25 protein-coding genes are annotated in these 23,282 nt (G+C 62.2%); 15 read left to right on the plus strand and 10 right to left on the minus strand.

Annotated elements, in window-relative coordinates; translation table 11 throughout:
- The first annotated feature begins 51 nt into the window (after positions 1-51).
- The gene (locus B9A97_RS14205) at positions 52-303 is read left to right on the plus strand and encodes a ribbon-helix-helix domain-containing protein (RefSeq protein ID WP_084366009.1); all 252 of its coding nucleotides are present in this window, start codon (positions 52-54) and stop codon (positions 301-303) included.
- Positions 304-347: 44 nt separating this feature from the next.
- Here the strand turns inward: B9A97_RS14205 and B9A97_RS14210 are convergent, their stop codons facing one another.
- On the minus strand, positions 348-683 hold the full coding sequence (locus tag B9A97_RS14210) for a pyrophosphohydrolase domain-containing protein (protein ID WP_084366010.1): 336 nt from the start codon (positions 681-683) through the stop codon (positions 348-350).
- A 64-nt stretch (positions 684-747) separates the two neighbouring features.
- Positions 748-2,106: a D-alanyl-D-alanine carboxypeptidase gene (locus tag B9A97_RS14215; protein ID WP_084366011.1), complete on the minus strand. Its 1,359-nt coding sequence runs from the start codon at positions 2,104-2,106 to the stop codon at positions 748-750.
- A 288-nt stretch (positions 2,107-2,394) separates the two neighbouring features.
- Here B9A97_RS14215 and B9A97_RS14220 point away from each other — a divergent pair, with 288 nt between their 5' ends.
- The 3 genes from B9A97_RS14220 to B9A97_RS14230 all read left to right on the plus strand — a co-directional run bounded on the left by B9A97_RS14220 (position 2,395) and on the right by B9A97_RS14230 (position 5,870).
- Positions 2,395-3,843: an MFS transporter gene (locus B9A97_RS14220; protein ID WP_084366012.1), complete on the plus strand. Its 1,449-nt coding sequence runs from the start codon at positions 2,395-2,397 to the stop codon at positions 3,841-3,843.
- Between the two features lie 80 nt (positions 3,844-3,923).
- The gene (locus B9A97_RS14225; protein WP_084366013.1) at positions 3,924-4,715 is read left to right on the plus strand and encodes a sulfite exporter TauE/SafE family protein; all 792 of its coding nucleotides are present in this window, start codon (positions 3,924-3,926) and stop codon (positions 4,713-4,715) included.
- Between the two features lie 111 nt (positions 4,716-4,826).
- On the plus strand, positions 4,827-5,870 hold the full coding sequence (locus tag B9A97_RS14230; RefSeq protein ID WP_084366014.1) for a polysaccharide deacetylase family protein: 1,044 nt from the start codon (positions 4,827-4,829) through the stop codon (positions 5,868-5,870).
- Between the two features lie 31 nt (positions 5,871-5,901).
- Here B9A97_RS14230 and pdxH read toward each other — a convergent pair whose 3' ends face one another.
- On the minus strand, positions 5,902-6,522 hold the full coding sequence (pdxH, locus tag B9A97_RS14235) for a pyridoxamine 5'-phosphate oxidase (protein WP_084366015.1): 621 nt from the start codon (positions 6,520-6,522) through the stop codon (positions 5,902-5,904).
- Between the two features lie 66 nt (positions 6,523-6,588).
- On the opposite strand from pdxH, the gene B9A97_RS14240 reads away from it, so the two are divergent.
- From B9A97_RS14240 to B9A97_RS14255, 4 genes are all read left to right on the plus strand, one after another.
- Positions 6,589-7,044: an RT0821/Lpp0805 family surface protein gene (locus tag B9A97_RS14240; RefSeq protein WP_084366016.1), complete on the plus strand. Its 456-nt coding sequence runs from the start codon at positions 6,589-6,591 to the stop codon at positions 7,042-7,044.
- Between the two features lie 202 nt (positions 7,045-7,246).
- Positions 7,247-8,425 (plus strand): DnaJ C-terminal domain-containing protein, encoded by a 1,179-nt coding sequence (locus B9A97_RS14245; protein WP_084366132.1) that lies wholly within the window; start codon positions 7,247-7,249, stop codon positions 8,423-8,425.
- A gap of 217 nt (positions 8,426-8,642) precedes the next feature.
- Complete coding sequence (gene fabI / locus B9A97_RS14250) at positions 8,643-9,461, plus strand: enoyl-ACP reductase FabI (RefSeq protein WP_084366017.1); 819 nt, start codon at positions 8,643-8,645, stop codon at positions 9,459-9,461.
- 35 nt (positions 9,462-9,496) lie between these two features.
- Positions 9,497-10,087, plus strand: coding sequence for a histidine phosphatase family protein (locus tag B9A97_RS14255; protein WP_084366133.1), 591 nt, complete (start codon positions 9,497-9,499; stop codon positions 10,085-10,087).
- A 42-nt stretch (positions 10,088-10,129) separates the two neighbouring features.
- Here the strand turns inward: B9A97_RS14255 and B9A97_RS14260 are convergent, their stop codons facing one another.
- Entirely contained in the window at positions 10,130-10,390 is a 261-nt protein-coding gene (locus tag B9A97_RS14260) for a DUF1344 domain-containing protein (protein WP_084366018.1), read from the minus strand.
- Positions 10,391-10,784: 394 nt separating this feature from the next.
- Between B9A97_RS14260 and B9A97_RS14265 the strand changes: the two genes are divergently transcribed.
- The 4 genes from B9A97_RS14265 (at position 10,785) to B9A97_RS14280 (ending at position 16,790) form a co-directional block, all read left to right on the plus strand.
- Complete coding sequence (locus tag B9A97_RS14265) at positions 10,785-13,934, plus strand: bifunctional diguanylate cyclase/phosphodiesterase (protein WP_084366019.1); 3,150 nt, start codon at positions 10,785-10,787, stop codon at positions 13,932-13,934.
- Positions 13,935-14,049: 115 nt separating this feature from the next.
- Positions 14,050-15,144: a chorismate synthase gene (aroC, locus tag B9A97_RS14270; RefSeq protein ID WP_084366020.1), complete on the plus strand. Its 1,095-nt coding sequence runs from the start codon at positions 14,050-14,052 to the stop codon at positions 15,142-15,144.
- Between the two features lie 9 nt (positions 15,145-15,153).
- Positions 15,154-16,254, plus strand: a complete 1,101-nt coding sequence (gene ribB / locus B9A97_RS14275; protein WP_084366021.1) for a 3,4-dihydroxy-2-butanone-4-phosphate synthase — start codon at positions 15,154-15,156, stop codon at positions 16,252-16,254.
- 29 nt (positions 16,255-16,283) lie between these two features.
- On the plus strand, positions 16,284-16,790 hold the full coding sequence (locus B9A97_RS14280) for a DUF1993 domain-containing protein (RefSeq protein WP_084366022.1): 507 nt from the start codon (positions 16,284-16,286) through the stop codon (positions 16,788-16,790).
- Between the two features lie 27 nt (positions 16,791-16,817).
- On the opposite strand, the gene B9A97_RS14285 is transcribed toward B9A97_RS14280, so the two are convergent.
- The 5 genes from B9A97_RS14285 to B9A97_RS14305 all read right to left on the minus strand — a co-directional run bounded on the left by B9A97_RS14285 (position 16,818) and on the right by B9A97_RS14305 (position 19,894).
- Positions 16,818-17,687, minus strand: coding sequence for an aldose 1-epimerase family protein (locus tag B9A97_RS14285; protein ID WP_084366023.1), 870 nt, complete (start codon positions 17,685-17,687; stop codon positions 16,818-16,820).
- A gap of 68 nt (positions 17,688-17,755) precedes the next feature.
- Positions 17,756-18,076: a YnfA family protein gene (locus tag B9A97_RS14290; RefSeq protein ID WP_084366024.1), complete on the minus strand. Its 321-nt coding sequence runs from the start codon at positions 18,074-18,076 to the stop codon at positions 17,756-17,758.
- 62 nt (positions 18,077-18,138) lie between these two features.
- Positions 18,139-18,393 carry a BrnA antitoxin family protein gene (locus B9A97_RS14295; RefSeq protein ID WP_084366025.1) on the minus strand — a complete coding sequence of 85 codons (255 nt, stop codon included), beginning with the start codon at positions 18,391-18,393 and terminating at the stop codon, positions 18,139-18,141.
- Positions 18,371-18,640 carry a BrnT family toxin gene (locus B9A97_RS14300; protein WP_084366026.1) on the minus strand — a complete coding sequence of 90 codons (270 nt, stop codon included), beginning with the start codon at positions 18,638-18,640 and terminating at the stop codon, positions 18,371-18,373. Before B9A97_RS14300 ends, B9A97_RS14295 begins: the two co-directional genes overlap by 23 nt.
- A gap of 60 nt (positions 18,641-18,700) precedes the next feature.
- Entirely contained in the window at positions 18,701-19,894 is a 1,194-nt protein-coding gene (locus B9A97_RS14305) for a winged helix-turn-helix domain-containing protein (RefSeq protein ID WP_084366027.1), read from the minus strand.
- Between the two features lie 150 nt (positions 19,895-20,044).
- Between B9A97_RS14305 and B9A97_RS14310 the strand changes: the two genes are divergently transcribed.
- The 3 genes from B9A97_RS14310 to B9A97_RS14320 are packed head-to-tail and all read left to right on the plus strand — an operon-like array spanning position 20,045 to position 21,925.
- The gene (locus B9A97_RS14310; protein ID WP_084366028.1) at positions 20,045-20,725 is read left to right on the plus strand and encodes an energy-coupling factor ABC transporter ATP-binding protein; all 681 of its coding nucleotides are present in this window, start codon (positions 20,045-20,047) and stop codon (positions 20,723-20,725) included.
- Positions 20,722-21,324: an energy-coupling factor transporter transmembrane component T family protein gene (locus B9A97_RS14315; protein WP_084366029.1), complete on the plus strand. Its 603-nt coding sequence runs from the start codon at positions 20,722-20,724 to the stop codon at positions 21,322-21,324. The genes B9A97_RS14310 and B9A97_RS14315 overlap by 4 nt, the downstream gene beginning before the upstream one ends.
- Positions 21,325-21,364: 40 nt before the next feature.
- Positions 21,365-21,925: a biotin transporter BioY gene (locus B9A97_RS14320; protein WP_084366030.1), complete on the plus strand. Its 561-nt coding sequence runs from the start codon at positions 21,365-21,367 to the stop codon at positions 21,923-21,925.
- Between the two features lie 21 nt (positions 21,926-21,946).
- Here the strand turns inward: B9A97_RS14320 and B9A97_RS14325 are convergent, their stop codons facing one another.
- On the minus strand, positions 21,947-23,236 hold the full coding sequence (locus B9A97_RS14325; RefSeq protein WP_084366031.1) for a hypothetical protein: 1,290 nt from the start codon (positions 23,234-23,236) through the stop codon (positions 21,947-21,949).
- Positions 23,237-23,282 lie beyond the last annotated feature (46 nt).

Consider the following 23,282-nt stretch of genomic DNA (forward strand, 5'->3'; position numbering starts at 1 on the left):
GACAACTGCGGCCCGGACTCTATGATCTGAGCTGAGCCGAGGGTTTTTCCGATGACGACCGAGCGACTGCATATCGATTTGGATAGCAGCCTTGCAGCCGATGTCCGACGGCGCGTGAGCCAAAACGCGCGCTATCGCGATACAAGCGACTACCTCGAAGATCTGATACGGCGTGACCTTCAAAACCGTGACGCTGACCTGCGCTGGCTTCAGGAGAAGCTGGAGCCCGGCATGAGGTCTGACGATTCCGCATTCGTCACCGTGACGGCGAAAGACGTCATCGAGCGCAACAAGCATCGCTGACATGGTCCGGTATGGACATGCCCGCTCGCCTGGCGGAAGAGCTTTCAAGACCTGACATTCTGGATGGATGAGACAGCGGTCTCGTCGATCTTGAACCGCCACTTGCGTTCAATCGCCGCATCAAGGTCTATGCCGTGATGGCGGGCGAAGAGCAGGATGTGACCGAGAAGGTCGGCTGTTTCATCGGCGAGGGATTGATGCAGATCTGCCGCTGACCGGCCTTTTAGCCTTGCGCGGCCGCTGACGCGATTGGCGGCCTGGGTCAGTTCGCCGGTTTCTTCCAGCAATTTTAGCAGAAACCAGTCGCTGTCGCGCGTCAGCCCATGGCTGTCGGCATAGGCGGCGGAGGCCGCTTCAAACTTCTCCATCAGATCGCGCATCGAAACGTTCTCCTAACGTTCCGATTTCTGTCCGAGTCGGCTCGATCTGTCGAGCGTTTTGACCTCAGCCCTCGCCCGGCATCAGCAGGCACTGGTAGGATTGCTGGGTGAGGCTGTCACAGGCCTTGCGCGCCTCCTGCTCACTGGCAAAACCAACGAAGCGGGCGCGATAGAGTGTCGAGCCGCCGCTCTTGACCGCCTGCGTGAACGGTCGGCTGCCGGCCAGCGCCCGGACCTTGGACTGGGCGGATTGCAGGATAGATTGCGCGGCCTTCTCGCTGGTTGCCGCAGCGATCTGGATCTGCCAGCCGCTTGAGATTGCAGCGGCCTGGGCGTTCAGCGTGTTTGGAGCGGGCGGAGCGACCTGTGCCTCGATTGCAGCCACGCCCTTGGAACGGGGATCGACATAGGCACTGCCGTAGCGGGTGGCGGGAACGGGTGCAACGCTGGCGACGCTGACGGGATCGGACTCGACCTCGGCAACGGCCACCTCGACGCCCTCATCGGCGGCGCGCGGCGCGAAAGCGGGAACCGGGACCTCGGCTATCGCCGCACGGCGGGCGGCCGCAGGCGCAGGCGCCTCAATCTCTGCCGGTGCAGGCTTGGCGGCGGCGATCATCTGGTCGCCCCTGCCCGCCTTGCCGATGGCGCGATCAATCAGTGCCTGCATGGTGCGGTCACGGCTGGCGGCGGTGCGACCGCCGAGCACGACGCCGATCACGCGGCGATCACCCACGCGCACGGCGCTGACGAGGTTGAAGCCCGAAGCATTGGTGTAGCCGGTCTTGATGCCGTCCATGCCTTCATAGCGATACATCAGGTTGTTGTGGCCGCGGATGCGCTTGCCGTTGAAGACGAAGCTTTCGACGGAGAACATCTTGTATTCCCGCGGGAAGTCGCGGATCAGCGCCACGCCGAGGGTCGCCATGTCGCGGGCCGTGGTGACCTGAGCGGAATTCGGCAAGCCAGAAGCGTTCTTGAAGACGGTGCGGTTCATGCCGAGCTGGCGGGCGCGCTTGGTCATGGCCACGGCAAAGGCGCTTTCGCTGCCAGCCAGTTTCTCGGCCATGGCGGCGGCGGCATCATTGGCAGACTTGACGATCATGCCATAGACGGCATCGCGGACGGTGATCGAGCCACCGGCTTTAACGCCCAGTTTTGTGGGCGGACGGCTGGAGGCATATTTCGAGAACGGTACCTTGGTGTCCCATGTGAGCTTGCCGCGCTTGATGGCCTCGAAGGTCATGTAGATCGTCATCATCTTCGTCAATGACGCGGGATGATTAAGAACATCTGCGTTCTCAGACGCAAGCACACGGCCGGTGCGCGCGTCGAACACGAAGTTCGCACTGCCCGCCAAGGCTGCACCGGAATAGCACACAATCGCTACGATGAACGAAATGGCGATCGCTATTATCTTCATTGTCCCTCCGAATGCCGCCAACGCCGAAGCACTCGCCTGTCCGCATTTGTCTCAAAATTGAAATATACGGCATTTCCCTTGCGTGAAGATTTAGACATCAATGCAGCAACACAAAAACTAAATTGGAACAGGGTTAACGCCCCCCCCAATTTCAGGGTGAACGAATCGCAAAGACCGGTCAGCGTTTTCTACCGGGGCGCATTTTTCCGGATACAAGGGCTTTACCTCAAGGATGGTTGAGGTTGTAGCTTCCCGTGCTCATCCGTATGAGCAAGGAAAGAAAGCGAAATGGACATCATGACACAGGCTGCAGATCACGGCGAAATCGCCCCGCCCGCAGAGGGCAAGGGCCAATGGGCGGATCTGCTGGCGCCGCGCTACGCCATGACGACATCGATGTTATGCTTGGGTGTGGCGCTCTATGCCTTCAACGGCTTTCTCGTCACGACATCCTTGCCGACGGCAGTGGAGGAGTTTGGCGGGGCTGCGCTGATTTCCTGGGCGCTCACCCTGTACCTTGCCGCCTCAATCGTGGCCGGCGCCTCTGCCGCGCTGTTGAAGCAGGCGCTGGGCGGCAAGGCAACGCTGCTGCTCGCGGCCCTGCTGTTTCTGGCGGGCACGCTCATTGCCGGCCTTGCCGAGAATATGGCAACCGTGCTTTTGGGACGCATCCTCCAGGGGATTGGTGAGGGCATCGTGGCGGCGGTCTGCTACGCCCTCATCCCCGAAATGTATCCCGAGAAACTGATCGCCAAGGTGTTTGGCGCCGAAGCCGGTGTCTGGGCGGTGGCGGCATTCGGTGCGCCTGTCCTTGCGGGCTGGTTGACCGAGACCATTTCCTGGCGGGCCGCCTTTCTCATCAATGTGCCGATGATCCTGATCTTTCTCGCCCTGGCGCTTGTGATCGCGCCGCGGCGAGCAGGCGGGCCGCGGCCAGCCTTCCGGTTGCCTGGCCTCAGGCTCACGCTGTTGTCGCTCGGCCTGCTGGCGATTCTGTTTGCCGGTGTGTCGGGGCCGCTTTCCGCAGCGCTGCTCTCGGCCGTCGCCGCAGTGCTGCTCATTGCCACCATCCTGTTCGACAAGCGCGCCGAAGAAAGCATCATGCCGGCGGAGGCATTTTCGCTGCGCTCGCCGGTCGGGCTCGGCCTCTGGGTAGTGCTGATGATGCCGGTGGCACAGGCGACCAGTGGCGTCTACCTGGTTTATGGGCTGCAGCATGTCTGGTCGCTGTCGCCAACGGCAGCCGGCGCCCTTTACGCGCTGATGGCGATCAGTTGGAGCACGACCGCGATCCTGGTGGCCAATATCAAGCTGAAGCAGCATACGGACAGGCTGATCTGGCTTGGGCCGCTTTGCCAGATCTTCGGGCTTGGCCTGTTGTTTTCCGCCTTCGCCTCCGGTGAGCTTGCGCCCGTGTTTGCCGGTCAGCTGGTGATCGGCGCGGGGTTCGGCATGAGCTGGGCCTATCTCAGCAAGATGACGATGGAGGAGACGCCGCTTGCCGAACGCGACAAGACCTCCGCCCTCCTGCCGACGCTGCAATCAGCGGGCTTTGCCCTGGGCGGCGGCCTGGCAGGACTGGCCGCCAACAGTGCCGGGCTTGCCGGTGCGGATACGCCGGCCGCCATTCGGCATGCGCTGACGATCGTCTTCCTGATCGCCCTGCTTTGGTCTTTGCCGGCAGTGTTTGCCGCACGCCAGGCGCTGGCAAAGACAAAGCTGCGGGCAAACGAATAAGCGGGCACAGCGCTTCCGCCCGGGCACCGGCTTTGATAGAGCGGTCTTCTTAGCGATCCGAAAGGCGGCGGACTTCAGGCATGGCATCAGGCGGATACGATTTCTCCGAGGTATCGGCCCTGATTGCTGGTCACAGCGTCTCGGAGATGGTCTTCATCGTGCTGGCTGCTCTGACAGCCGGTCTGGCGCGGGGATTTTCCGGCTTTGGCGGCGCGCTGATCTTCATGCCGCTGGCCAGTGCGATCATCGAACCAAAGCTTGCCGCCGCCGTGCTGTTCCTGATCGATGCCTTTCTCTCGCTACCGATGATCCCCGGCTCCTACCGGCAGGCCGACCGGCGCGAAGTGGCTGTCATGGTGGCCGGCGCGGCCTTTGGCGTTCCGGTCGGTACGGCTATCCTCTCCTATGCAGAGCCCCTGACCGTGCGCTGGGCGATCACCGGCTTGGTGACCGTGCTGTTGGCGCTGCTCATGTCAGGCTGGCGATACCGCGGCCAGCCGACGCGCCCTCTGACGGTCGGCACGGGCTTCATTTCAGGCGTGTTCGGCGGCGCGGCGCAGGTGGGCGGGCCGCCAGTGGTGGCCTATTGGCTGGGTGGACCAAAAACGGCCCTGCTGGTGCGCGCCAATATCGTGTTCTACTTCGCGCTCAGCACTGCCTTGACGGGTGTCAATTACGGGCTGGCCGGGCTGTTCACCTGGTCTGCGGCGGCCGTAGCCCTGCTGGCAGGCCCAACCTTTGCGCTTGGCCTGTTCGTCGGCTCGCGGCTGTTCGGGCGCGTGGACGAGGCAGCGTTTCGCCGCATCTGCTTCCTGCTGATCGCGGCGGCTGCCATTATCGGCATGCCCGTTTTGGATGGGGTCTTGCGTTAGCTTCGAACGCCAGCGAGTGTTTAGGAAGGATTAACGCCTTGAACGATAGTTTTCCGCAGGCGTCCACCTGCGGTGGCCGGCCTCAACCCTGAAGCGCACCAGCGGAGGCCGATGGACGTGCTCAAGCAACTGGTCAAGAGAGCGGCGATAACAGGTGGGCTGGAACTGTCCGTCCTGCTCTCCCGTGCCGGTCTCATGGGCGAGGCCCGCGGCCTGGGCGCCATCTTCACGCTGCATCACGTGCGGCAGCACAAGCCGCGACACATCGAGCCCAACCGCCATCTGGAGATCACGCCCGAGTTCCTCGAAGCGGCCATCGTCAGGCTGAAGCAGGACGGCTATCGATTCGTGGCGCTGCAAGACGTCCCGAGGCTCCTGTCGGAAGGCCATCGCAGCGGGCCATTTGCGGCCTTCACGCTGGATGACGGCTATCGCGACAACCGGGACTTTGCGCTGCCGGTGTTCGAGCGGCACGCGGTGCCCTTCACCATCTTCGTCTGCAAGGGATTTTCCGAGCGACGCCATAGCCTTTGGTGGGAGACCGCCGATGCGCTTGCCAATGGCGAGCAGCCCCTTGAAATCGAACTGGCTGGCGTCAGGCGCCGCCTTGCCGTCGGCACCGACCGGGAGCGGCTGGCGCTGTTCGACGCAGCCTGCGACCTGGTCTGCTGCGGCGATGAAACCGACGCGATCCGGCGCCTCGATGACGCGGCGTTGCGTGCCGGCTTCGATCCTCGCTCGATTCCGGAAGCCGAGGTGATGTCTGCCGATGAACTGCGGGCGTTGAGCGCGCATCCTCTCGTTTCCCTCGGCGCCCACACCATCAGCCATCGTGCGCTTGCACGCCTCGATGCCGGCGTGCTGGCGGAGGAAATTTCCCAATCGGTCGACTACGTCGAGGCCATCACCGGCAAGCGGCCCAACAGTTTTGCCTATCCCTATGGCGACTGCCGCAGTGTCTCCAGGGATACCGTGGCTGCCGTGGCGCGCGCCGGCCTTCCCGTGGCCGTCACCACCCGACCCGGCACCCTCAGCATGAAACACGCCGGCCAGCTTTTGGAGCTGCCGCGCATCTCGCTCAATGGCTTCTACCAGAAGGCGCGCTATGTTTCCGCCCTGGCGTCAGGCATCCCGTTCCGGCTGAAGCGGGGCTGACACCGCCCCGCCCTACCCCACGTCTGGCATGTCAGGGATACATGCGCACCTTGCTCCACGGGCCATCGGCCGTTTCCCGCCGAAACTCCATGCGGTCATGCAGGCGGAATTTTCTGTCGTGCCAGAACTCGATGGAGGTCGGCATGATGCGGAAGCCCGACCAATGGGGCGGCCGGGGGATCTCGCCGATGGCATAACGGGCGGTGTATTCGGCCACGGCCTTTTCCAGGGCAAAGCGCCCCTCTAGTGGGCGCGACTGCTGCGAGGCCCATGCGCCGATTCGGCTGCCGCGCGCGCGGGTGGCATAATAGGCGTCCGCTTCGGCATCGGAGACCACCTCGACTGCGCCCCTGAGCCGCACCTGGCGGCGCAGCGATTTCCAGTGAAAGCACATGGCTGCCTTCTTCTGGCCAAGGATTTCCTGTCCCTTCTGGCTTTCGAAGTTGGTGTAGAAGGTGAAACCGCGCTGATCGTAGTCCTTGAGCAACACCATGCGGACATTGGGTAGCCCATCGGCATCGACAGTCGCCAGCGCTACGGCATTGGGGTCATTGATCTCGGATGCTTCAGCGTCCTTGAGCCATTGGGCAAATAATGCGAATGGTTCATTCTCTTCGGTAAAGTCACCGCTTGTTAACCCCGATTCTGACATATTGCTTCAATTGCTCCTAATACACATGATCGACGCCCAGACTCCATCAGCTGGACAGGACCTTAGGTGAAACACATAGCAAAGACCGCCTGCTGCAAAAAGGCTTCGTTACGACCCCTGCGCCTGAGTGTCGCGCCTGTCGTAGCCGCCATGCTGCTGTCGGGCTGCATGGGCAGTTCCTACGATCTGATGGAAAGCGCCAAGGTGGACCGTACCATTTCCACCAGCACGATCGCGCGCGGCAAGCCTGTGGATGCCCGTTCCGATGAAGCCACGGTGCAGAATGCCGTGACCTCAGCCGATCTCGCCAAGCTCGGCCAGGCTCCCTTGCCCTGGGCCAATGCCACGACCGGCAGCGCAGGTGTCGTCACCGCCATTCGCGAAGACAAGTCCGATGGCCTGACCTGCCGCCAGTTCGACACGACAAGGCATTCCTACGAGGGAATAGCGTATTTCAGCGGCAAGACTTGCATTCTGTCAAATGGCAGCTGGCAGCTGCTGGGCTTCGACAAGAAGGGCTGAGACGCCGGGATTCGCTCGCATTCGAGCGATTGCGTCAAGACAATCCACAGACACGTAACCTCTGGTTAGCAAGTTTCCTGCATTCTCTTGCGATAACGCATGTTTCCCGGTGTCCCGATGGAACCTCCGGAAGCATGGAATGTTGTTTGTGGCGCATGCCGGCGCTCCGGGTGCGCGGATCGATGTTAACCGGTGGTTTCAGATGCGTGACCCCTATTCAGTTCTCGGCGTGAAGCGCGACGCAGGCGCCGATGAGATCAAGGCGGCGTGGCGGAGTGCGGCAAAAGCCTCCCATCCAGACCAGAATCGGGACGACCCCGATGCGACCAAACGATTTGCTGAGTTGAGCCGCGCCTTCGACGTGTTGAAGGATCCGGCCAAGCGGAGCCGCTACGACATGCAACGGGAAAAGGCCGACGCCCGCAAGCGGGAGCAGACCATCCAACAGCAGCGCGAGGCAGCGCGCGAAGCCGCCGAACGGGCCAAGGCTGCGAAGGCAAATGCCGAGCGCGTGATGGCCGACCTTGCCAAGGCGGAAGCCGAAAAGGCCAAGGCCGACAAAGCCGCCGCTGCAGCTGCGGCTGCCAAATCTCCTGAGGCGGATAAGGCAAAAGCGGCCGAAAAGCCGGCCGACAAGTCAACCGCCGCCAAGCCTGCGGGCAATGGCCCGAGCCCGGAAGACGTCGTGAGCCGGATTTTTGGCGACACACCCGAGGCCAATGCCGCCGCGCAGACGCTTCGCCGTGAAAGCGAAGCCCAGAATGTCGAGAGCGACGAGACACTGGTTCCGGAAAAGCCGGCCTCCCTGCTTGATCCGATCGAACTGATCAGCGCGCTGTTGCGCCGTATCCGCGGCAAGCAGCCGACCACGGAAAAGGCTCCGGACCTGTTTGTCGATGCCAGCGTGACGATCGAGGACCTGCTGAAGGGCGCATGGGTGACGGTGACGCTGCCGGAAGGGCGCAGTGTCCGATTCGTCCTGGAGCCGGGTGTCAGCGAAGGCCACCTCGTTCGGTTGAAGAACCAGGGTTTGAAGATCCCCGGCATGTTGCGCGGCGACGTGGCGGTGACGGTCAAGGTGGCCAAAGACCCGAGTTTCAGCGTCGACGGCTTCGATATCCACACGATATTGCCCATCACGCTGGAGCATGCAGTGCTCGGCACCACCACCAATGTCAACACGCCGGAAGGCGAAACCGAGATCGTCGTTCCCGCCTGGTCCGGCTCCGACCAATCGATCCGGCTGGCGCAGCGCGGGCTCAGGGACGGGTCGGGCACGCGGGGCGATCTGGTGGTCGAATTGCGCGTGCTTTTGTGGGAAAAGCCCGACGACAAGGTGACAGACCTGATGCGCGTGATGCGCGAGGGGCTGTATCTCTAGAGGTTCGGCTGATGGCGATGGCCGGGCGTTCGTCCGGCCTTGCCGTTACCGCGACAGTCATCTTGGCCAAGCCGGCGCCAGGCTCGTGACCCGCCCTTGGCCATAATGGCACACACCCTTTATTACGCTGCCTAACAGTTGATGATCTCCCCCAAGCTTGAACGCCGGTTCGCGCTATGCCATAGGCTGACCCGAACGAAGTCTTAGGGAGCAGAGTATGGCTCAGAGTTCTGGCCTCATGGCAGGCAAGCGCGGCGTCATCATGGGCGTGGCCAATAACAGGTCCATCGCATGGGGCATTGCCAAGGCCTGTCGCGATGCGGGCGCGGAAGTTGCGCTGACCTGGCAGGGCGATGCCTTGAAAAAGCGCGTCGAACCGCTGGCGCACGAGCTCGACGCCTTCATGGCCGGCGATTGCGACGTGACCAATCTCGAGAGCATTGATGCCGTGTTCAAGAATCTCGAGGAGAAGTGGGGCAAGATCGACTTCGTCGTGCACGCCATCGCTTTCTCCGACAAGGACGAGCTGACCGGCCGCTATATCGAGACGACCCGCAGCAACTTCCAGCGGACGATGGACATCTCCGTCTATTCGTTCACCGCGGTTGCCGCACGGGCCGAGGCCATCATGAACGACGGTGGTTCGATCCTGACGCTGACCTATTACGGCGCGGAAAAGGTCATGCCGCACTACAACGTCATGGGTGTCGCCAAGGCCGCGCTGGAAGCCAGCGTGCGCTATCTCGCCGTTGACATGGGCGGGCGCGGCATTCGCGTCAACGCCATTTCGGCAGGCCCGATCAAGACGCTCGCCGCATCCGGCATCGGCGACTTCCGCTATATCCTGAAGTGGAACGAGTATAACTCGCCCCTCAAGCGCAATGTCTCGACGGATGAAGTCGGCAAGTCCGGCATGTATCTGCTGTCGGACCTCTCCACCGGCGTCACCGGCGAAGTCCACCACGTGGATTCGGGTTATCACGTCGTCGGCATGAAGGCCGTGGACGCGCCCGACATCACCGTCTCCAAGGACTGACTGTCTTAGGGAGGCGGTGGAGCGGAGTGGATGCCTTGATCGTCTACGTCGTGCGCCATGGCCAGACCGACTGGAATGCGGAGTCGCGTTTCCAAGGGCAGAAGGACATTCCTCTCAATGATCTCGGTCGCGCCCAGGCGACCGGCAATGGTGTCGCGCTCAGCCGCATCATCGCGCAAAAGGCGGCGGATTTCGACTTCGTCGCCTCCCCTCTTGGGCGCACGCGCCACACCATGGAACTGTTGCGGGCGGCGATGGGACTGGAGCCCATGGGTTACCGCACGGACAATCGGCTGAAAGAAGTCAGCTTCGGCGACTGGGAAGGCCTGACGATCCCGGAACTTGTGTCCCATTATCCAGAACGGGTGGCCGCACGCGCCGGCGCCAAATGGGATTTCATTCCGCCCGGCGATCATGCGGAAAGCTACGAAATCCTGTCCTGGCGCGTCGGCGCGTGGCTGAACTCGATCGACCGGCCCACCATCTGCGTGAGCCATGGCGGCGTGATCCGAAGCATTTTCAGGCTGGTGGCCGGCACGGACAAGGACGAGGCATGCCAGATGCATGTGCCGCAGGACCGGATTCTCAAGGTTGACCCGCGATTGGGCCGTGTCGACTGGATCTGACGAGAATGCGGAAAGCGGGCCGCGCCTGCGGCCCTTCAAGCGTTATTGAACGACTTCGAGATCATCCACCACGCGGCGGCCATCGACTTCCGTGTAGAACACGATGACCTTCACGCCCGCTTCCAGGCCCTCGAAATTGAACTCTGCCGGCACGGAGTAGGTCTTGCCGTCATCAAGCACGAGGCTCATCTTCTCCGTGCTGACGGACTTGATGGTGGCTTCCACGTCTGCGCTATCTGCAAACGCTGAAATCGGCGAGAAGAAGCCCGCAGTGGCCAGCAGCGTAGCAATCATGAACCGCATGTTTCGAACCCTTGCCGAATGAGATGTAAATTTTACCCGAAACAAGGATAGCCTCCCGATTGTGGCGGAAATTTCTCTGAACCGTGACTTTTTCGTAGAGATACATGACCGGAAATTGACGCTCGATCAAGCCCGGCACGAAGGCGCCCAGGGACCATCCCCGCATTACCGAAAATGCGGTTTGCGTGGCACGGCGGATTAACGCCATCGCAACCCTTCGAATTGCGTGCCCCTGCCTCAGCCTCTTGTTTTCATGCAGGTCTTCGTCCGCCGAGGGATGAGCGATATCCACAGACATGCATTAGCAATTACTGGCTTAGCGTCGACCAACTCAATTTTAAATTAACTCCCGGACGGTAAGACTTGAGGCAGAACTAGCGGGGACTGCGGGGTCTTGAGTATTAAGTCGATTATCAGTCGCCACCTGATCGGGCGGTCGCCGCGCGCCAGCGTTTCGATCCTCACGGCACTGGCCGTTGCCATAACCATCGGGCTTCTGGGTTTTTACCTGGATCGAGAGAACCAGCAGGCGACGAAAACGACCATACAGGAGCAGACGGAGCGGGATGCCCGCCTGATCCAGAATGCCCTGTCGCGGCAGATCCATGCGGACATGGCGGCGGCCGACTATCTGACCGACATGATCGCGGCCAATCCCAATCTCAATATCGGTGTCTTGGAGCGGAGCGCCGACAGCCTGCTGAAGCGCAACCGGCATTTTGCCAGCATCGGGTTTGCGCCGGACTTCACGCTCGTCTCCACCCGATATGCCATATCGACGCCCGAGCCCGCGGCGGGAAGCCTTGCACCTTCGGGGCAGAAGATAACGCCCCTTCTGCAGACCAGGCTGCATCGTGACGGACTCGGAAAACTGCACCTGACCGTGCCGGTGCACGTCTCCGCCGACAACGCGGCAAAGTCGTGGGGCGCGGTGATCTTCACCATCGACGAGGAAAAATTCTTCCAGAAATGCGGGCTGATGCCCCGTTTCGATGGCGTCCCGAGTGCCGCACCGCTCGGCCTCGACTATCTGAACATCGCCATCCGCGAGCTGAATGCCGATCGCGCCAACCTGCCCTTCTTCGGATCGGGCGATTTTGGCAGCCGCCAGCCGGTATCCAAGATGCTGGCCTATCCCGGCGGCGCATGGGAAATCCTTGTCGCGCCGAAGGAGGACTGGCAGCCGCCGGCCGAAAGCCAGTTCCCGTTCCGGCTGGTCGCCGTCATCGCCGCCATCTCGATGATCATTCCGATCTTCATCGCCAGCATCCTGATCACAGAGCGTAATCGCAACATCAGCGAATTGAAGCAGCGCGAGGAAAAGCTGATCGAACTGTCGAAACGCTTCAACCTGGCCATGGAAACGTCCAATATCGGCATCTGGGAAATGCGCGAGAGCGACCAGAAATTGATATGGGACAGCCGCGCGGCGGCCCTGCACGGGATCGAGGACGAATGCGAGGAAGGCCTGGATCGTCTTGCGCAATGGACGACGTCCGTCCATCCGCTCGATCGAGACATGGCCGAGGCCCATTTCTTCCAATGCGCATGCCATGATGCCTCAGGCACCTGCGAGATGGTCTACCGCGTGCTGGGCAAGAATGGCGAGGCACGATACCTGCGCTCGGTCGGCTCCTATTCCGGCTCGGCCGGTCAGGGCCGCATCATCGGCATCGTCTGGGACATCACCGCCGACCGCATGGTCACCCAGACGCTGCGCGAAGCCAAGGAAACCAGCGACATCAAGAATGCCGAACTGGAACTGGCGCTCGACGAATTGTCCAGCCGCGAACACGAGCTGGAGGAGCTCTCCAGCCGCTTCGATCTGGCATTGGCCTCCTACAATTGCGGCACCTGGGAAGGTGACCCGGTCAGCGGCGGCGCGGTGTGGGACGAGCGCATGCACCAACTCTACGGCCTGCCCTATACCACCGGGCATGTCAGCGAAGAGATATGGCTGAGCTGCCTGCATCCCGACAGCCGCAAGAGCGTGCTGGCCGATACCCGCAGGGCGATTGCCCGCTCAACAACGCTGCAGAGTGTCCAGCATGTGGTTATGCCCGACGGCAGTTTCCGCTTCGTGCGTTCGGTCGGCCAGATGCACACCACCCGCGACGGCCAGCGCAAGGTCATCGGCATCGGCTTCGACGTCACCGCCGACATGCTGCTGACCGAGGAATTGAAGGTCGCCAAGGAAGAGGCCGATGCCCGCAACCACGAGCTTGAGCTTGCCAAGAACCGCATCGAATACAATGCGCTGCATGATCCGCTGACGGGCCTTGCGAACCGCCGCAAGTTCGACCTTGAGCTTGACGAGATGACCCGTGCAGCTCAGCGGGGACGGGTCAAGTTCTCGATCCTGCATCTCGATCTCGACCGCTTCAAGGAAATCAACGATACGCTGGGCCACGCGGCCGGCGATGCGATGCTGGTGAACGCCTCGAAGATACTGGCGCGCAACGTGCCGGAGGGCGACCTGGTTGCCCGTATCGGCGGCGACGAATTCGTCATCCTGGCCAAGAGCACCACGGACCAGGTGCATTTGGCGGAACTTTGCGAGAAGATCATCCACGAGATGGGTCAGCCCATCGATTTCGAAGGCTTCTCCTGCCGTTGCGGCGTCTCGATCGGCATCGCCCATGGACAGGGCCAGGGGACGGATGCGCGCAAGGTGCTGATCAATGCCGACCTCGCGCTCTACGAGGCCAAGGACCACGGCCGCAATTGCTACGAATTCTTCTCGGAGAACCTGCAGGCCAATATCATCAGCTCGAAGCGAATGGCCGACGAGATCCTGTCCGGTCTCGACAATGACGAGTTCACCGCCTGGTACCAGCCGCAATTCTGCGCCAACACCATGGAACTGACCGGCGTGGAAGCCCTGGTGCGCTGGGATCACCCCACCCGCGGCATCCTTGCCTCCGGCACCTTCCTCAAGATCGCCGAAGACCTGAACGTCATGGCGCGCATCGACCAGTTGGTCCTGGAGCGGACCCTGCGCGACCGGATGCTGTGGATGGCTCGCGGGATTAAGGTTCCGCGCGTTTCGGTCAACGTGTCCTCGCGCCGGCTGCACGACAAGAGCCTGATCGACAGCCTGGAAACGCTGACGATCGACCCCGGCAGCCTGACCTTCGAACTGGTGGAATCGATCTTCCTCGACGAGAGCGAAGACATCGCCACCGAGAATATCGATCGCATCAAGGCCATGGGCATCGATATCGAGATCGATGACTTCGGAACGGGCCATACCTCGATCGTCAGCCTGCTGAAGCTCAAGCCCAAGCGCCTGAAGATCGACCGGCAACTGGTGATGCCCATCGTCAATTCGCCGCAGGAACGGACGCTGGTGCGGTCGATCATCGACATTGCCCGCTCGCTCGGCGTCGAGACGGTGGCGGAGGGCGTGGAAACGCGCGAGCACGCCATGCTACTGCGTGATCTCGGCTGCGATTTCCTTCAGGGCTATGCCTTCGCCAAGCCACTGTCGTCGGAGAATTTCCATCGCTTCGTTGCCGGCGAGGAGTGGCGCAAGGCCTCCTGAGCCGCGCCAAACGCCGCGCGAAAAGGCTTTTGCCTTTACCGGATTTACACTAATAGTGTGCCGCGCCCTGCGGCCCCTGCCCCAGGCAAACCTTATGATGCCCGGTTAAGAAAACATGTCCCATAACACCTTCGGCCACCTCTTCCGCGTTACCACTTGGGGCGAAAGCCATGGTCCGGCACTGGGCTGCGTCATCGACGGCTGCCCTCCCGGTATTAAGCTGACCCTGGAGGATATCCAGGGCTTCCTGGACAAGCGCAAGCCGGGACAATCCCGCTTCGTGACGCAGCGGCGCGAGGATGACCTGGTGAAGGTGCTCTCCGGCGTGATGCCGGGGGATGAGGGTGTGATGATCACGACCGGCACCCCGATCTCGCTGATGATCGAGAATACCGACCAGCGCTCCAAGGACTACGGCGAAATCGCCAAGCGCTACCGCCCCGGCCATGCGGACTTCACCTACGACGTCAAATACGGCATCCGCGACTATCGCGGCGGCGGACGCTCATCGGCGCGCGAGACCGCGGCGCGCGTGGCGGCCGGCGCCGTTGCGCGGCTCGTCGTGCCCGGCGTGACCATTCGTGGCGCGCTGGTGCAGATCGGCAAGCACAAGATCAACCGCGCCAACTGGGACTGGGCGCAGGTGGACCAGAACCCGTTCTTCGCCCCGGACCCCGAGATCGTTCCGGTCTGGGAAGACTATCTCGACGGCATCCGCAAGGCCGGCTCCTCTGTCGGCGCCGTGGTCGAAGTGGTGGCCGAGGGCGTGCCGGCGGGGCTCGGCGCCCCGATCTACGGCAAGCTCGACCAGGATATCGCGAGCCTGCTGATGTCGATCAATGCCGTGAAGGGTGTCGAGATCGGTAACGGCTTCGGGGCGGCCGAAATCACGGGCGAAGAGAATGCCGATGAAATGCGCATGGGCAATGACGGCAAGCCGCTGTTTCTGTCCAACCATGCCGGCGGCATCCTGGGCGGCATCTCCACGGGGGAGCCCATCATCGCCCGCTTCGCCATCAAGCCCACATCCTCGATCCTGACCGAGCGACAGTCGATCGATTCGGATGGAAACAATGTCGATGTCCGCACCAAGGGTCGCCATGACCCTTGCGTCGGGATACGCGCCGTACCGGTGGGCGAGGCCATGCTTGCATGCGCCATTGCCGATCACTATCTGCGGGATCGTGGCCAGACCGGCCGACTGAAGTGAGGGTCCAGAATGGCGTATGACCAGAAGCGTGTCGTCGAGGCGATCAGGGCCTTCGAAGCCGGCGAAATCGTCGTCGTGATGGACGATGACGGGCGCGAGAACGAAGGCGACCTGATTGTCGCGGCCGTGCATTGCACCCCGGAAAAGATGGCCTTCATCGTCCGCCACACCTCGGGCATCGTCTGCGCGCCGATGCCGAAGGAAGAGGCCAAGCGTCTCAACCTCTCCGCCATGGTGGCGGAAAACGACAGCGCCCACACCACGGCCTTCACCGTGAGCGTGGATTTCAAGCACGGAACGTCCACCGGAATTTCCGCCGACGACCGCACGCTGACAGTGCGCAACCTGGCCAATCCGAATGTCGGCGCCAGCGATTTCGTGCGTCCAGGCCATATCTTTCCGCTGGTGTCGCGCGAGGGCGGCGTGCTGATGCGCTCCGGACATACCGAAGCGGCCGTGGATCTCTGCCGGCTTGCGAGCCTGCCGCCGATCGGGGTGATCAGCGAACTGGTCAACGATGACGGCACCGTCATGCGCGGTCCGGAAGTCTCCGCCTTTGCGGAAAAACATGGGCTGAAGCAGGTCTCGGTGGCCGACCTGATCGCCTACCGGCAGCGCAAGGAAACGCTGATCCAGCTACATTCGACCTTTGACATCAACACCGTCCATGGGCGGGCAAAGGGTCACAGCTACTCGCTGCCCTGGGACCCGATGCAGCACCTGGCGGTCGTCTTCGGCGATATCCGGGACGGCGTCGATATTCCGGTCCGGCTGCACCTTGAAAACGTGGCGGCCGATGTCTTCGGCGACAGCAGCCAGCTCGACGCCATCATGAAGCGGATTGCCGAACAGGGCCGCGGCGTGATCGTCTATCTGCGCGAGGGTTCGGTCGGCGTCGGTGTTTCCACCACAGCGCGGGCGGGCAAGCATGATCGCGAGGCCCATAGCGAGGCACAGCAGCGCGAAAGCGAATGGCTTGAAATCGGCCTGGGTGCGCAGATCCTGAAGGATCTCGGCGTGACCTCGATCCGCCTGTTTGCCTCCCGCGAGCGGCATTATGTCGGCCTGGAAGGGTTCGGCATCAAGATCACCGGCACCGAACTCTGCTGACATCCTCCATCTCACAGGAAAATCGATCCATGGCCTTGTCTCTCTACGATGTCAGCGTGCCCGTCTTTATCAGGGGTTTCGACAATCTCGCGGCCATCCTGAACAAGGGTCGCGCCCATGCGGCCTCGACGGGCATGAGCGAGAGCGACCTGCTGGAAGCCCGGCTGTTTCCCGATATGGGCAATCTGATCACCCAGATCCAGCGCGCCAGCGATACGGCAAAGTTTGCCGCCGTCCGGGTCGGCCAGGTGGAAGGACCCGCCATGGCCGACGAAGAAACGACCTTCGACGACCTGCAGGCACGCATCGCAAAGACCGTGGACTTCCTGAAATCCGTGCCGTCAAGCGCCTTCGATGGCCGCGAGGGTGCCCAAGTAGAGCTGAAGAACCGCGGCGGCTCGCGCATGTTCACGGCGGAAGATTATCTTCTGACTTTTGCCCTGCCGAATTTCTTCTTCCATGTCACGACGGCCTATGCCCTGCTGCGCCACAAGGGCGTGCCGGTCGGCAAGGCGGATTATCTCTGGGGCGGGTGAAGAGGCCGCGCCCATCTGCCGGCCGCGTCAGGCCGGCAATTCCACGGTGAAGGCGAAACGCGCGGTGACGCCGGGGGTCAGCATGACGCCATAGGGCCGGTCGGCGATCTCATGGGTGCCACCCAGTTCCGCCGCCATGCCATGCCATGGCTCGACGCAGAGGAAGGGCGCACCCGGCTTGGTCCAGAGCGCCAGGTTCGGCAGGTTCTCGAAGCGGAACTTTAGCGCCGGACCGCCATCCACGCCGTAGCACAGGCCATCCCCCGCACTATCAGGGAATATCATCGCGTCGGCCTCGAACAGCTTGTGGTCAAGCACGATCTCGCCCGCTGCAAACGGCGATGGCAGGCGCCCTGTCAGCAGCAGGCCAGACTGCAGACGCGCCAAGCTGGGTTCTGCACCATTGTCGAGCCTGATCGTGTGGGGTTTTCCCTCCGCACCCGGCAGCGGCCAGACGAAGGCGGGGTGGAAGCCAAGGCCGAAGGGCATGGGCCTGCTATCCCGATTGGTCACCTCGGCCGCCACGGTCAGCGCCCGTCCGTCGATGGAATGTTCCAGCGCCAGCAGGAAATCGAAGGGGTAGACGGCGCGGGTGGCATCGGAGGCCTGGAGTTCATGGCGGCACAGGGTCGCCGTCGATGCGGCAAGCGCAAATTCGCTGCGGCGGGCAAAGCCGTGCTGCGCCATGGGATAATCGACGCCATCGACCGCAACCTTGTCGTCCGGCGCCTTGCCGACGATGGGAAACAGCACGGGCGAGCGTCCGCCCCAGAAGGCGGCATCGCCATGCCACAGCCAGGAACGACCATCGGACGAGGTCAGCGACTGCATTTCCGCGCCAAGCGAGGAGACCTCGACGGACACGTGCTGGTTTCCGATTCCGACGGTGCTTGGCATCCATAATCCTCTGCGAGTCGCTTCTGCAGACGACCATAGACGTGGAAAAAGCCCGTGACCAGCGAAGGTCAGACCCGCGACGGCAGGAGAATGATCGCCGCGCCGATGAGGCATACGGCGGCGCCGGCAAGATCGAACCGGTCCGGCCGCTGGCCCTCCGCGAGCCATGCCCAGATGAGCGACATGGCAATGTAAATTCCGCCATAGGCCGCATAGGCCCGACCCGCGACCGTCGTCGGCACCAGGGTCAGGAGATAGGCAAACAGCATCAGCGAGAGGATGCCGGGCGCCAGCCAGACACCCGATTTCCCCAGGCGCAACCAGGCCCAGAAGGCAAAACAGCCGGCAATTTCGGCGAGCGCAGCGGCGATATAGATTCCGTAGACCATCGGCAGGTTATGGCATAGCCGGGGTCAGCCTTCAAACCAGCGCCAAAGCCATGTCGGTTTGCTCAGAGTCCGGCGATCTTTCGCAACTCGCTATCGATACGCGACTGCCAACCTGGTCCAGTGGCCTTGAAATACTCGACTACTTCGGGGCTGAGACGCAAGGATACCGGAATTTTCGTGGGCGCCTTCTGCGGACCCCGTGTTTTCGGAAAGAAAGCAAGCAAATCCGCGGGCAGTTCAGTGCCCGGCTTCGACAAGGCAAAATCTGCGTCGGACCACTCCGGATTTTCCTGATCAATCCCTGTCTTCGGCGACATAACGGTCAAGCTCCTTCTTGTGAGCACGCCTGAGGCTGATAACTCTCACTCTTGAATCGCGGCAGGTAAAGACGAGGCAGTAGGCTTCGTTATCGACAAGACCCCATGCTCTGCACCGCGCTTCACCATAGGCTTTACGCTCATCTTCAAGAAAGCGCAGAATGTTCATGTCACGAGCGCGGGCGAGCGAAATCCCGTGTTTATTAACATTTGCCTCGTTCTTCGCTTCGTCAAACTCGATATCCATTTATGTAAGCCATATCCGAGCTGACTTCAATCTAATCGTACATACAATAAACCCAGGCAATCACGCGCGCCAGCCAGGCAGGTAGGTGACACGCTCGACGCCGGCGAAGCGGGCGACGCGGTTGAGTTCGGCATCGAGTTTTTCCAGCCGGCCGGCGGAGGGGCGGACGCCTTTTTCCAGCCAGAGGCGCTTGACGTCGAGGCTGCCGGTTTTGCGTTCGGCCTTCATGTCGATGCGGCCGATCATCCGGTCGCCTTCCAGCAGCGGGAAGACGTAGTAGCCGTATTCGCGCTTGGGCTCCGGCACGAAGATTTCGATGCGGTAGAAGAAGCCGAACAGGCGTTCCGCCCGGTTGCGGTCGCGCAGCAAGGGATCGAAGGGTGAGAGCACCCGGACCCGCGCCGGTGGCTCTGGAATATAGCCGAGATGATCAGGAAAACCTGACAACGCAAAGGAAGCGCGGTTCTTTTCGCCATCAATCGATGTGACCTGGATTTCCTCCAGTTCATCCCGGTGAATCTCCACCCAGGTTTTCGCTTCCGTCGGCGTGACAAGATGCCAGAAGGCGGCGATCTCGCCGGAGGTGGCAAAGCCCAGCCGCTTCAGCGCTTCCCGGCAGGCCCAGTCGACGAAGACCTCATGCGCAACTTCGGCCTGGTGATGCTCTGAAGGAATGACCCGTTCGGAGAGATCATAGACCTTCTGGAAATTCTCGCGCGCGGCGATCGATACCCGCCCGGTGCGCCAGAGGAATTCCAGCGCCGTCTTGCTGGGATGCCAGTTCCACCAGCCGCCCGACTTATGGTCTTCCGTCTTCATGTCCCGCGACATGACCGCACCGCCCTCGGCGATGCGCGCATAGGTCTCCTCGAAGCTTTGCGGGTTAAACCCCTCCCCCTGCCACTTGCTCCAGGCCTGCCGGATGCGGGCCTCCTCCCGGATAAATCGATGCTTCCAATAGGGAAAGAAGGCAGAGGGCAGTATCGACGCGTCATGGGTCCAATGCTCGAACAGGGCGCGGTCCTGCTCGATGAGGGCCTGAAGGTCCTCGCGCCGGTAGGTCTGGTTGCGCGAGAACAGGATCTGGTGATGCGCCCGCTCGACCCACTGGATGCTGTCGACCTGGACGAAACCGAGATCATGGATCAGCTGCAGCAGCCCTGCCTTGGACAGGGCGAGATGCGGCGGCCGGGAAAGCCCCTGCCGCTCCATGAAAATGCGCCGCGCCTCGGCATTGGAAAGTAGAATCGCCATGGAACGAGGCTAGGGCATGTTCGCGGTTTGTTCAATGGACTCCTGGACTGCCAGCGGGGCAATCGATGTGGTTGAAGCCGACGGGTGGCCATTCCCCTGCCCTGCCCCGCGGTTTATAGAAGCCGAGTGACGATACTCGAGGGGCACCGCTTGCAGATTGACTTCCATCAGGCCGAATTGCGCTTTGGCGACCGGTTGGCGCTTCGGCCGCTGACGTTATCGCTCCGTGAGCGGCGCATTGGCGTGATCGGTCTCAATGGCTCGGGCAAGACCTCGTTTGCGCGGCTGATCAACGGGTTGGCCAAGCCGAGCAGCGGGCACGTGACGGTGGATGGGCTCGATACAGTCAAAGACTGGAAGGCCGTGCTGGGGCGGGTTGGCTACATCTTCCAGAATCCGGCCAACCAGATCATCCTGCCGATCATCCGCGACGACATTGCCATGGGGCCGAAGGCGCGGGGGCTGAAAGGTGCAGAACTCAACGCCGCGGTGGATGGAGCGCTTACCCGCTTAGGCATCGCCCACCTGGCAGACCGGCGGCCGCACGAGCTTTCCGGGGGTGAGTTGCAGCTTGCGGCTTTGGCGGCCGTCACGGCAACGCGGCCCGATCTCGTCATCTTCGACGAGCCGACGAACCAACTGGACCTGAAGAACCGAGCCCTGGTGGAAGCGGCAATCCGTGACATGCCGGAACAGGCCGTCATCATCAGCCACGATCTCGACCTGGTTTCGGGTCTCGACCGGGTGCTGGTCTTTCACGAGGGAGGCATGGCCTTCGACGGCGCTGCCGCCGCGGCCATCGCCCGATATCGGGAGATTGCACGCACGTGAGGAGCCTCTACCACCAGGGCGACAGCCTGCTGCACCGCCTCCCGGCTCCGGTGAAGATCGCGGGGCTGGCTGCGGCCGCAACGGCGTTGTTTTTCACCCGCGATCCCGCGTGGCTGGTGGCAGCACTGCTAGCGGGCATCGCGCTCTATGCCAGCCTGGGACAGAGGATTGCGGCCGCATTTGCACGCTTGCGCCCCATCCTGCTGACGATCCTGTTGCTTGGGGTGTTTCTGCTGATCTTCTCATCCGCCGAAGAGGCTTTGGTCACGGTCCTGCGCCTGTCCACCCTGATGCTGCTCGGCGCGGCCGTGACGGCCTCGACCTCGATCCAGGCCTTCATGGAGACGATCACTCGCGCGGCAGCACCGCTCGAAAGGCTGGGATTGTTGAAGGCGGCCGATATCGGTCTTGCCGTCGGGCTCGTGCTGCGCTTCGTGCCGGAAGTCCTGGCCCGTTACGAAGATATCCGCGACGCCCATGTGGCGCGTGGCCTCAAACCCCGGGCTTCCACGCTGATCGGACCGCTGATCATTTCAACCCTCAAGGATGCGGATAACATTGCCGCTGCCATTGACGCCCGCGGCATCCGGGGTCAATGAGTCAGGCTCCCGGACTTGAGGGAGCAAGAGGAGTGACCGCATGACCACCCGAGACCTCGTTCTGACAGCGCTGTTTGCCGCCATCATCGTTGCGCTTGGCGTGGTGCCGCCGATCATGCTGCCGCTCAACGTGCCGATTTCGGCCCAGACGCTCGGCGTGATGCTGGCCGGTGTCGTTCTTGGTTCCAGGCGCGGTGCCTTGGCGCCTGTGCTCGTCATCCTGCTGGTTGCCATAGGCCTGCCGGTGCTTTCGGGCGGACGCGGCGGTCTTGCGGTTTTTGCCGGGCCCACCGTCGGCTTCCTGATCGGCTGGGTGCCCGGCGCCTTCGTGACCGGCCTGATCGCCGAACGCTTTGCCAGGCGCGGCATGGCCGCCCTACCGCAGACCCTCGGTTTCCTGGCCGCCTCCATCATCGGCGGCATCGGGGTGATCTATCTCTTCGGGATCGGCTACCTCGCCTTCGGCGCAGGCCTTGGCCTGGAAAAGGCGTTCCTCGGATCGCTGGCCTTCATACCCGGTGACGTGATCAAAGCCGCCATCGCCGCCCTGGCCGGCCGCGCCGTCATGGTCGGCTATCCGCTGCTGCCGTCTCGGGCTTGAGCCGGTGGGCGCAGATCGACATCAGTCGAGCGCCGCAAAATAGCGAGCGCCGGCCTTTGTGAGCAACGGCCTGCTATCCTTGAGCGGCACTTCCACTAGGTCCTCCGTGCAGGCAAAGATCACGTGCGGAAGGCCCTTGAGAGTGAAGACAAGGCTATCCTGCTTGAAATAGACGCCGAGATGGTCCGCCAAGAGATCGTCATAGCCGCAGTCGGCCTCCGTCGCCGCGTCGCTGTGCACGCGGTTGGCCTTGACATAGGCTACCAGTTCCTCAGTTGGGCCGAACCGCAAGGTCTCGCGGTCTATGCCTGCAGCGTCGGGATCGGGTACGACCTTGCCGTCGGGATCGGTATAGACAAAGCCGCGCAGCAGCGTTTCGGGAACCAGGGCCTGCCCAGTCACCGCATCCGCGAGGCGGTGATCGCCGAAATTGTGAGGATGGGCGCCACCGCAATAATAGCTGCCGGATTCCATGAGCCCCATGAGGCGGGGCGTCAGATGCTCCGTCGTCACCGACCAGTTGCCGTCGAAGCCATTGGTGCCGCCGGCTTCCTGGCCATTCCAGCCGAAGCCGAGATAGGCATAGGAGAGACACGAGAAGGCCGGCATCTGCGCCTGCAACCTTTGTTGCGCCAAATAGGCGTTCAGCGGACCGATGTCGACGCCTGCAAGCTTCACCACCACGGGATAGTCCATGCCGACGCGGGGATCGGTATCCATGCGAAGGGTGGCGTCGCCGAAGTCCTGCGTTGGCCCTGCCTTCAACGGAACCGTCATCTTCAGCATGTCATAGGGCAGGCTCGCGGCAGATAGCACGGGCGGATTGCCGATAACGCCGGTGTTGGAATAAAGCGGGTTGAGCGCCTCAAATGGGGCTTCCGGGCTCTCCTCCAGAGGGCGGCGCCCCTTGAACGCGAGGTTGACGGGCAGTTGCCGGCCAGTATCGGGATTGCGCCAGGTGCCGCTGAGAACGGGGTCTCCCACCCGGCCCTTGATGCTCCAGGCGCCTCCGAGCGGTGCATCCGAAACCGGCGCATCGTCCTTGCCCATACACAGTTCCGGAGTACAGGGCTTCTCCTCTTGCAGCGCCAGCCCTGCGGTCTCTCCATTGGCCGGATGCAGCGGAATATCAACGCCCTTCGACAGATAGGCATAGCGACCGAAAGGGCTTCCGCCATCCTCGGGAACCACCAGTTCAACGACAACAGGCAATTTGCCGAGGGTGCCGGAATAGGTAACGGCATCCGCCAAAGCAGGCGTTGCCACCGCAAATGAAAAGGGCAGGAGCAGCACGGATCTTACCAGTTGCATCGGGATATTCCGTATTCGGGTGGAAGAGCGCCGAAGCGTCGATAAG

Origin of the sequence: Rhizobium sp. RU36D (genome assembly GCF_900176345.1) — a bacterium.
Taxonomy (GTDB): domain Bacteria; phylum Pseudomonadota; class Alphaproteobacteria; order Rhizobiales; family Rhizobiaceae; genus Allorhizobium.

Excerpts from the sequence above, each read along its gene's own strand:
- B9A97_RS14260 (WP_084366018.1), bottom strand. The coding sequence starts at position 10,390 with ATGCGGTTCATGATTGCTACGCTGCTGGCCACTGCGGGCTTCTTCTCG.
- fabI (WP_084366017.1), top strand. The coding sequence starts at position 8,643 with ATGGCTCAGAGTTCTGGCCTCATGGCAGGCAAGCGCGGCGTCATCATG.
- B9A97_RS14280 (WP_084366022.1), top strand. The coding sequence starts at position 16,284 with ATGGCCTTGTCTCTCTACGATGTCAGCGTGCCCGTCTTTATCAGGGGT.
- B9A97_RS14325 (WP_084366031.1), bottom strand. The coding sequence starts at position 23,236 with ATGCAACTGGTAAGATCCGTGCTGCTCCTGCCCTTTTCATTTGCGGTG.
- B9A97_RS14210 (WP_084366010.1), bottom strand. The coding sequence starts at position 683 with ATGCGCGATCTGATGGAGAAGTTTGAAGCGGCCTCCGCCGCCTATGCC.
- B9A97_RS14285 (WP_084366023.1), bottom strand. The coding sequence starts at position 17,687 with ATGCCAAGCACCGTCGGAATCGGAAACCAGCACGTGTCCGTCGAGGTC.
- B9A97_RS14220 (WP_084366012.1), top strand. The coding sequence starts at position 2,395 with ATGGACATCATGACACAGGCTGCAGATCACGGCGAAATCGCCCCGCCC.
- B9A97_RS14245 (WP_084366132.1), top strand. The coding sequence starts at position 7,247 with ATGCGTGACCCCTATTCAGTTCTCGGCGTGAAGCGCGACGCAGGCGCC.
- B9A97_RS14320 (WP_084366030.1), top strand. The coding sequence starts at position 21,365 with ATGACCACCCGAGACCTCGTTCTGACAGCGCTGTTTGCCGCCATCATC.
- B9A97_RS14305 (WP_084366027.1), bottom strand. The coding sequence starts at position 19,894 with ATGGCGATTCTACTTTCCAATGCCGAGGCGCGGCGCATTTTCATGGAG.
- B9A97_RS14300 (WP_084366026.1), bottom strand. The coding sequence starts at position 18,640 with ATGGATATCGAGTTTGACGAAGCGAAGAACGAGGCAAATGTTAATAAA.
- B9A97_RS14230 (WP_084366014.1), top strand. The coding sequence starts at position 4,827 with ATGGACGTGCTCAAGCAACTGGTCAAGAGAGCGGCGATAACAGGTGGG.
- B9A97_RS14290 (WP_084366024.1), bottom strand. The coding sequence starts at position 18,076 with ATGGTCTACGGAATCTATATCGCCGCTGCGCTCGCCGAAATTGCCGGC.
- B9A97_RS14215 (WP_084366011.1), bottom strand. The coding sequence starts at position 2,106 with ATGAAGATAATAGCGATCGCCATTTCGTTCATCGTAGCGATTGTGTGC.
- ribB (WP_084366021.1), top strand. The coding sequence starts at position 15,154 with ATGGCGTATGACCAGAAGCGTGTCGTCGAGGCGATCAGGGCCTTCGAA.
- pdxH (WP_084366015.1), bottom strand. The coding sequence starts at position 6,522 with ATGTCAGAATCGGGGTTAACAAGCGGTGACTTTACCGAAGAGAATGAA.
- B9A97_RS14205 (WP_084366009.1), top strand. The coding sequence starts at position 52 with ATGACGACCGAGCGACTGCATATCGATTTGGATAGCAGCCTTGCAGCC.
- B9A97_RS14295 (WP_084366025.1), bottom strand. The coding sequence starts at position 18,393 with ATGTCGCCGAAGACAGGGATTGATCAGGAAAATCCGGAGTGGTCCGAC.
- aroC (WP_084366020.1), top strand. The coding sequence starts at position 14,050 with ATGTCCCATAACACCTTCGGCCACCTCTTCCGCGTTACCACTTGGGGC.
- B9A97_RS14225 (WP_084366013.1), top strand. The coding sequence starts at position 3,924 with ATGGCATCAGGCGGATACGATTTCTCCGAGGTATCGGCCCTGATTGCT.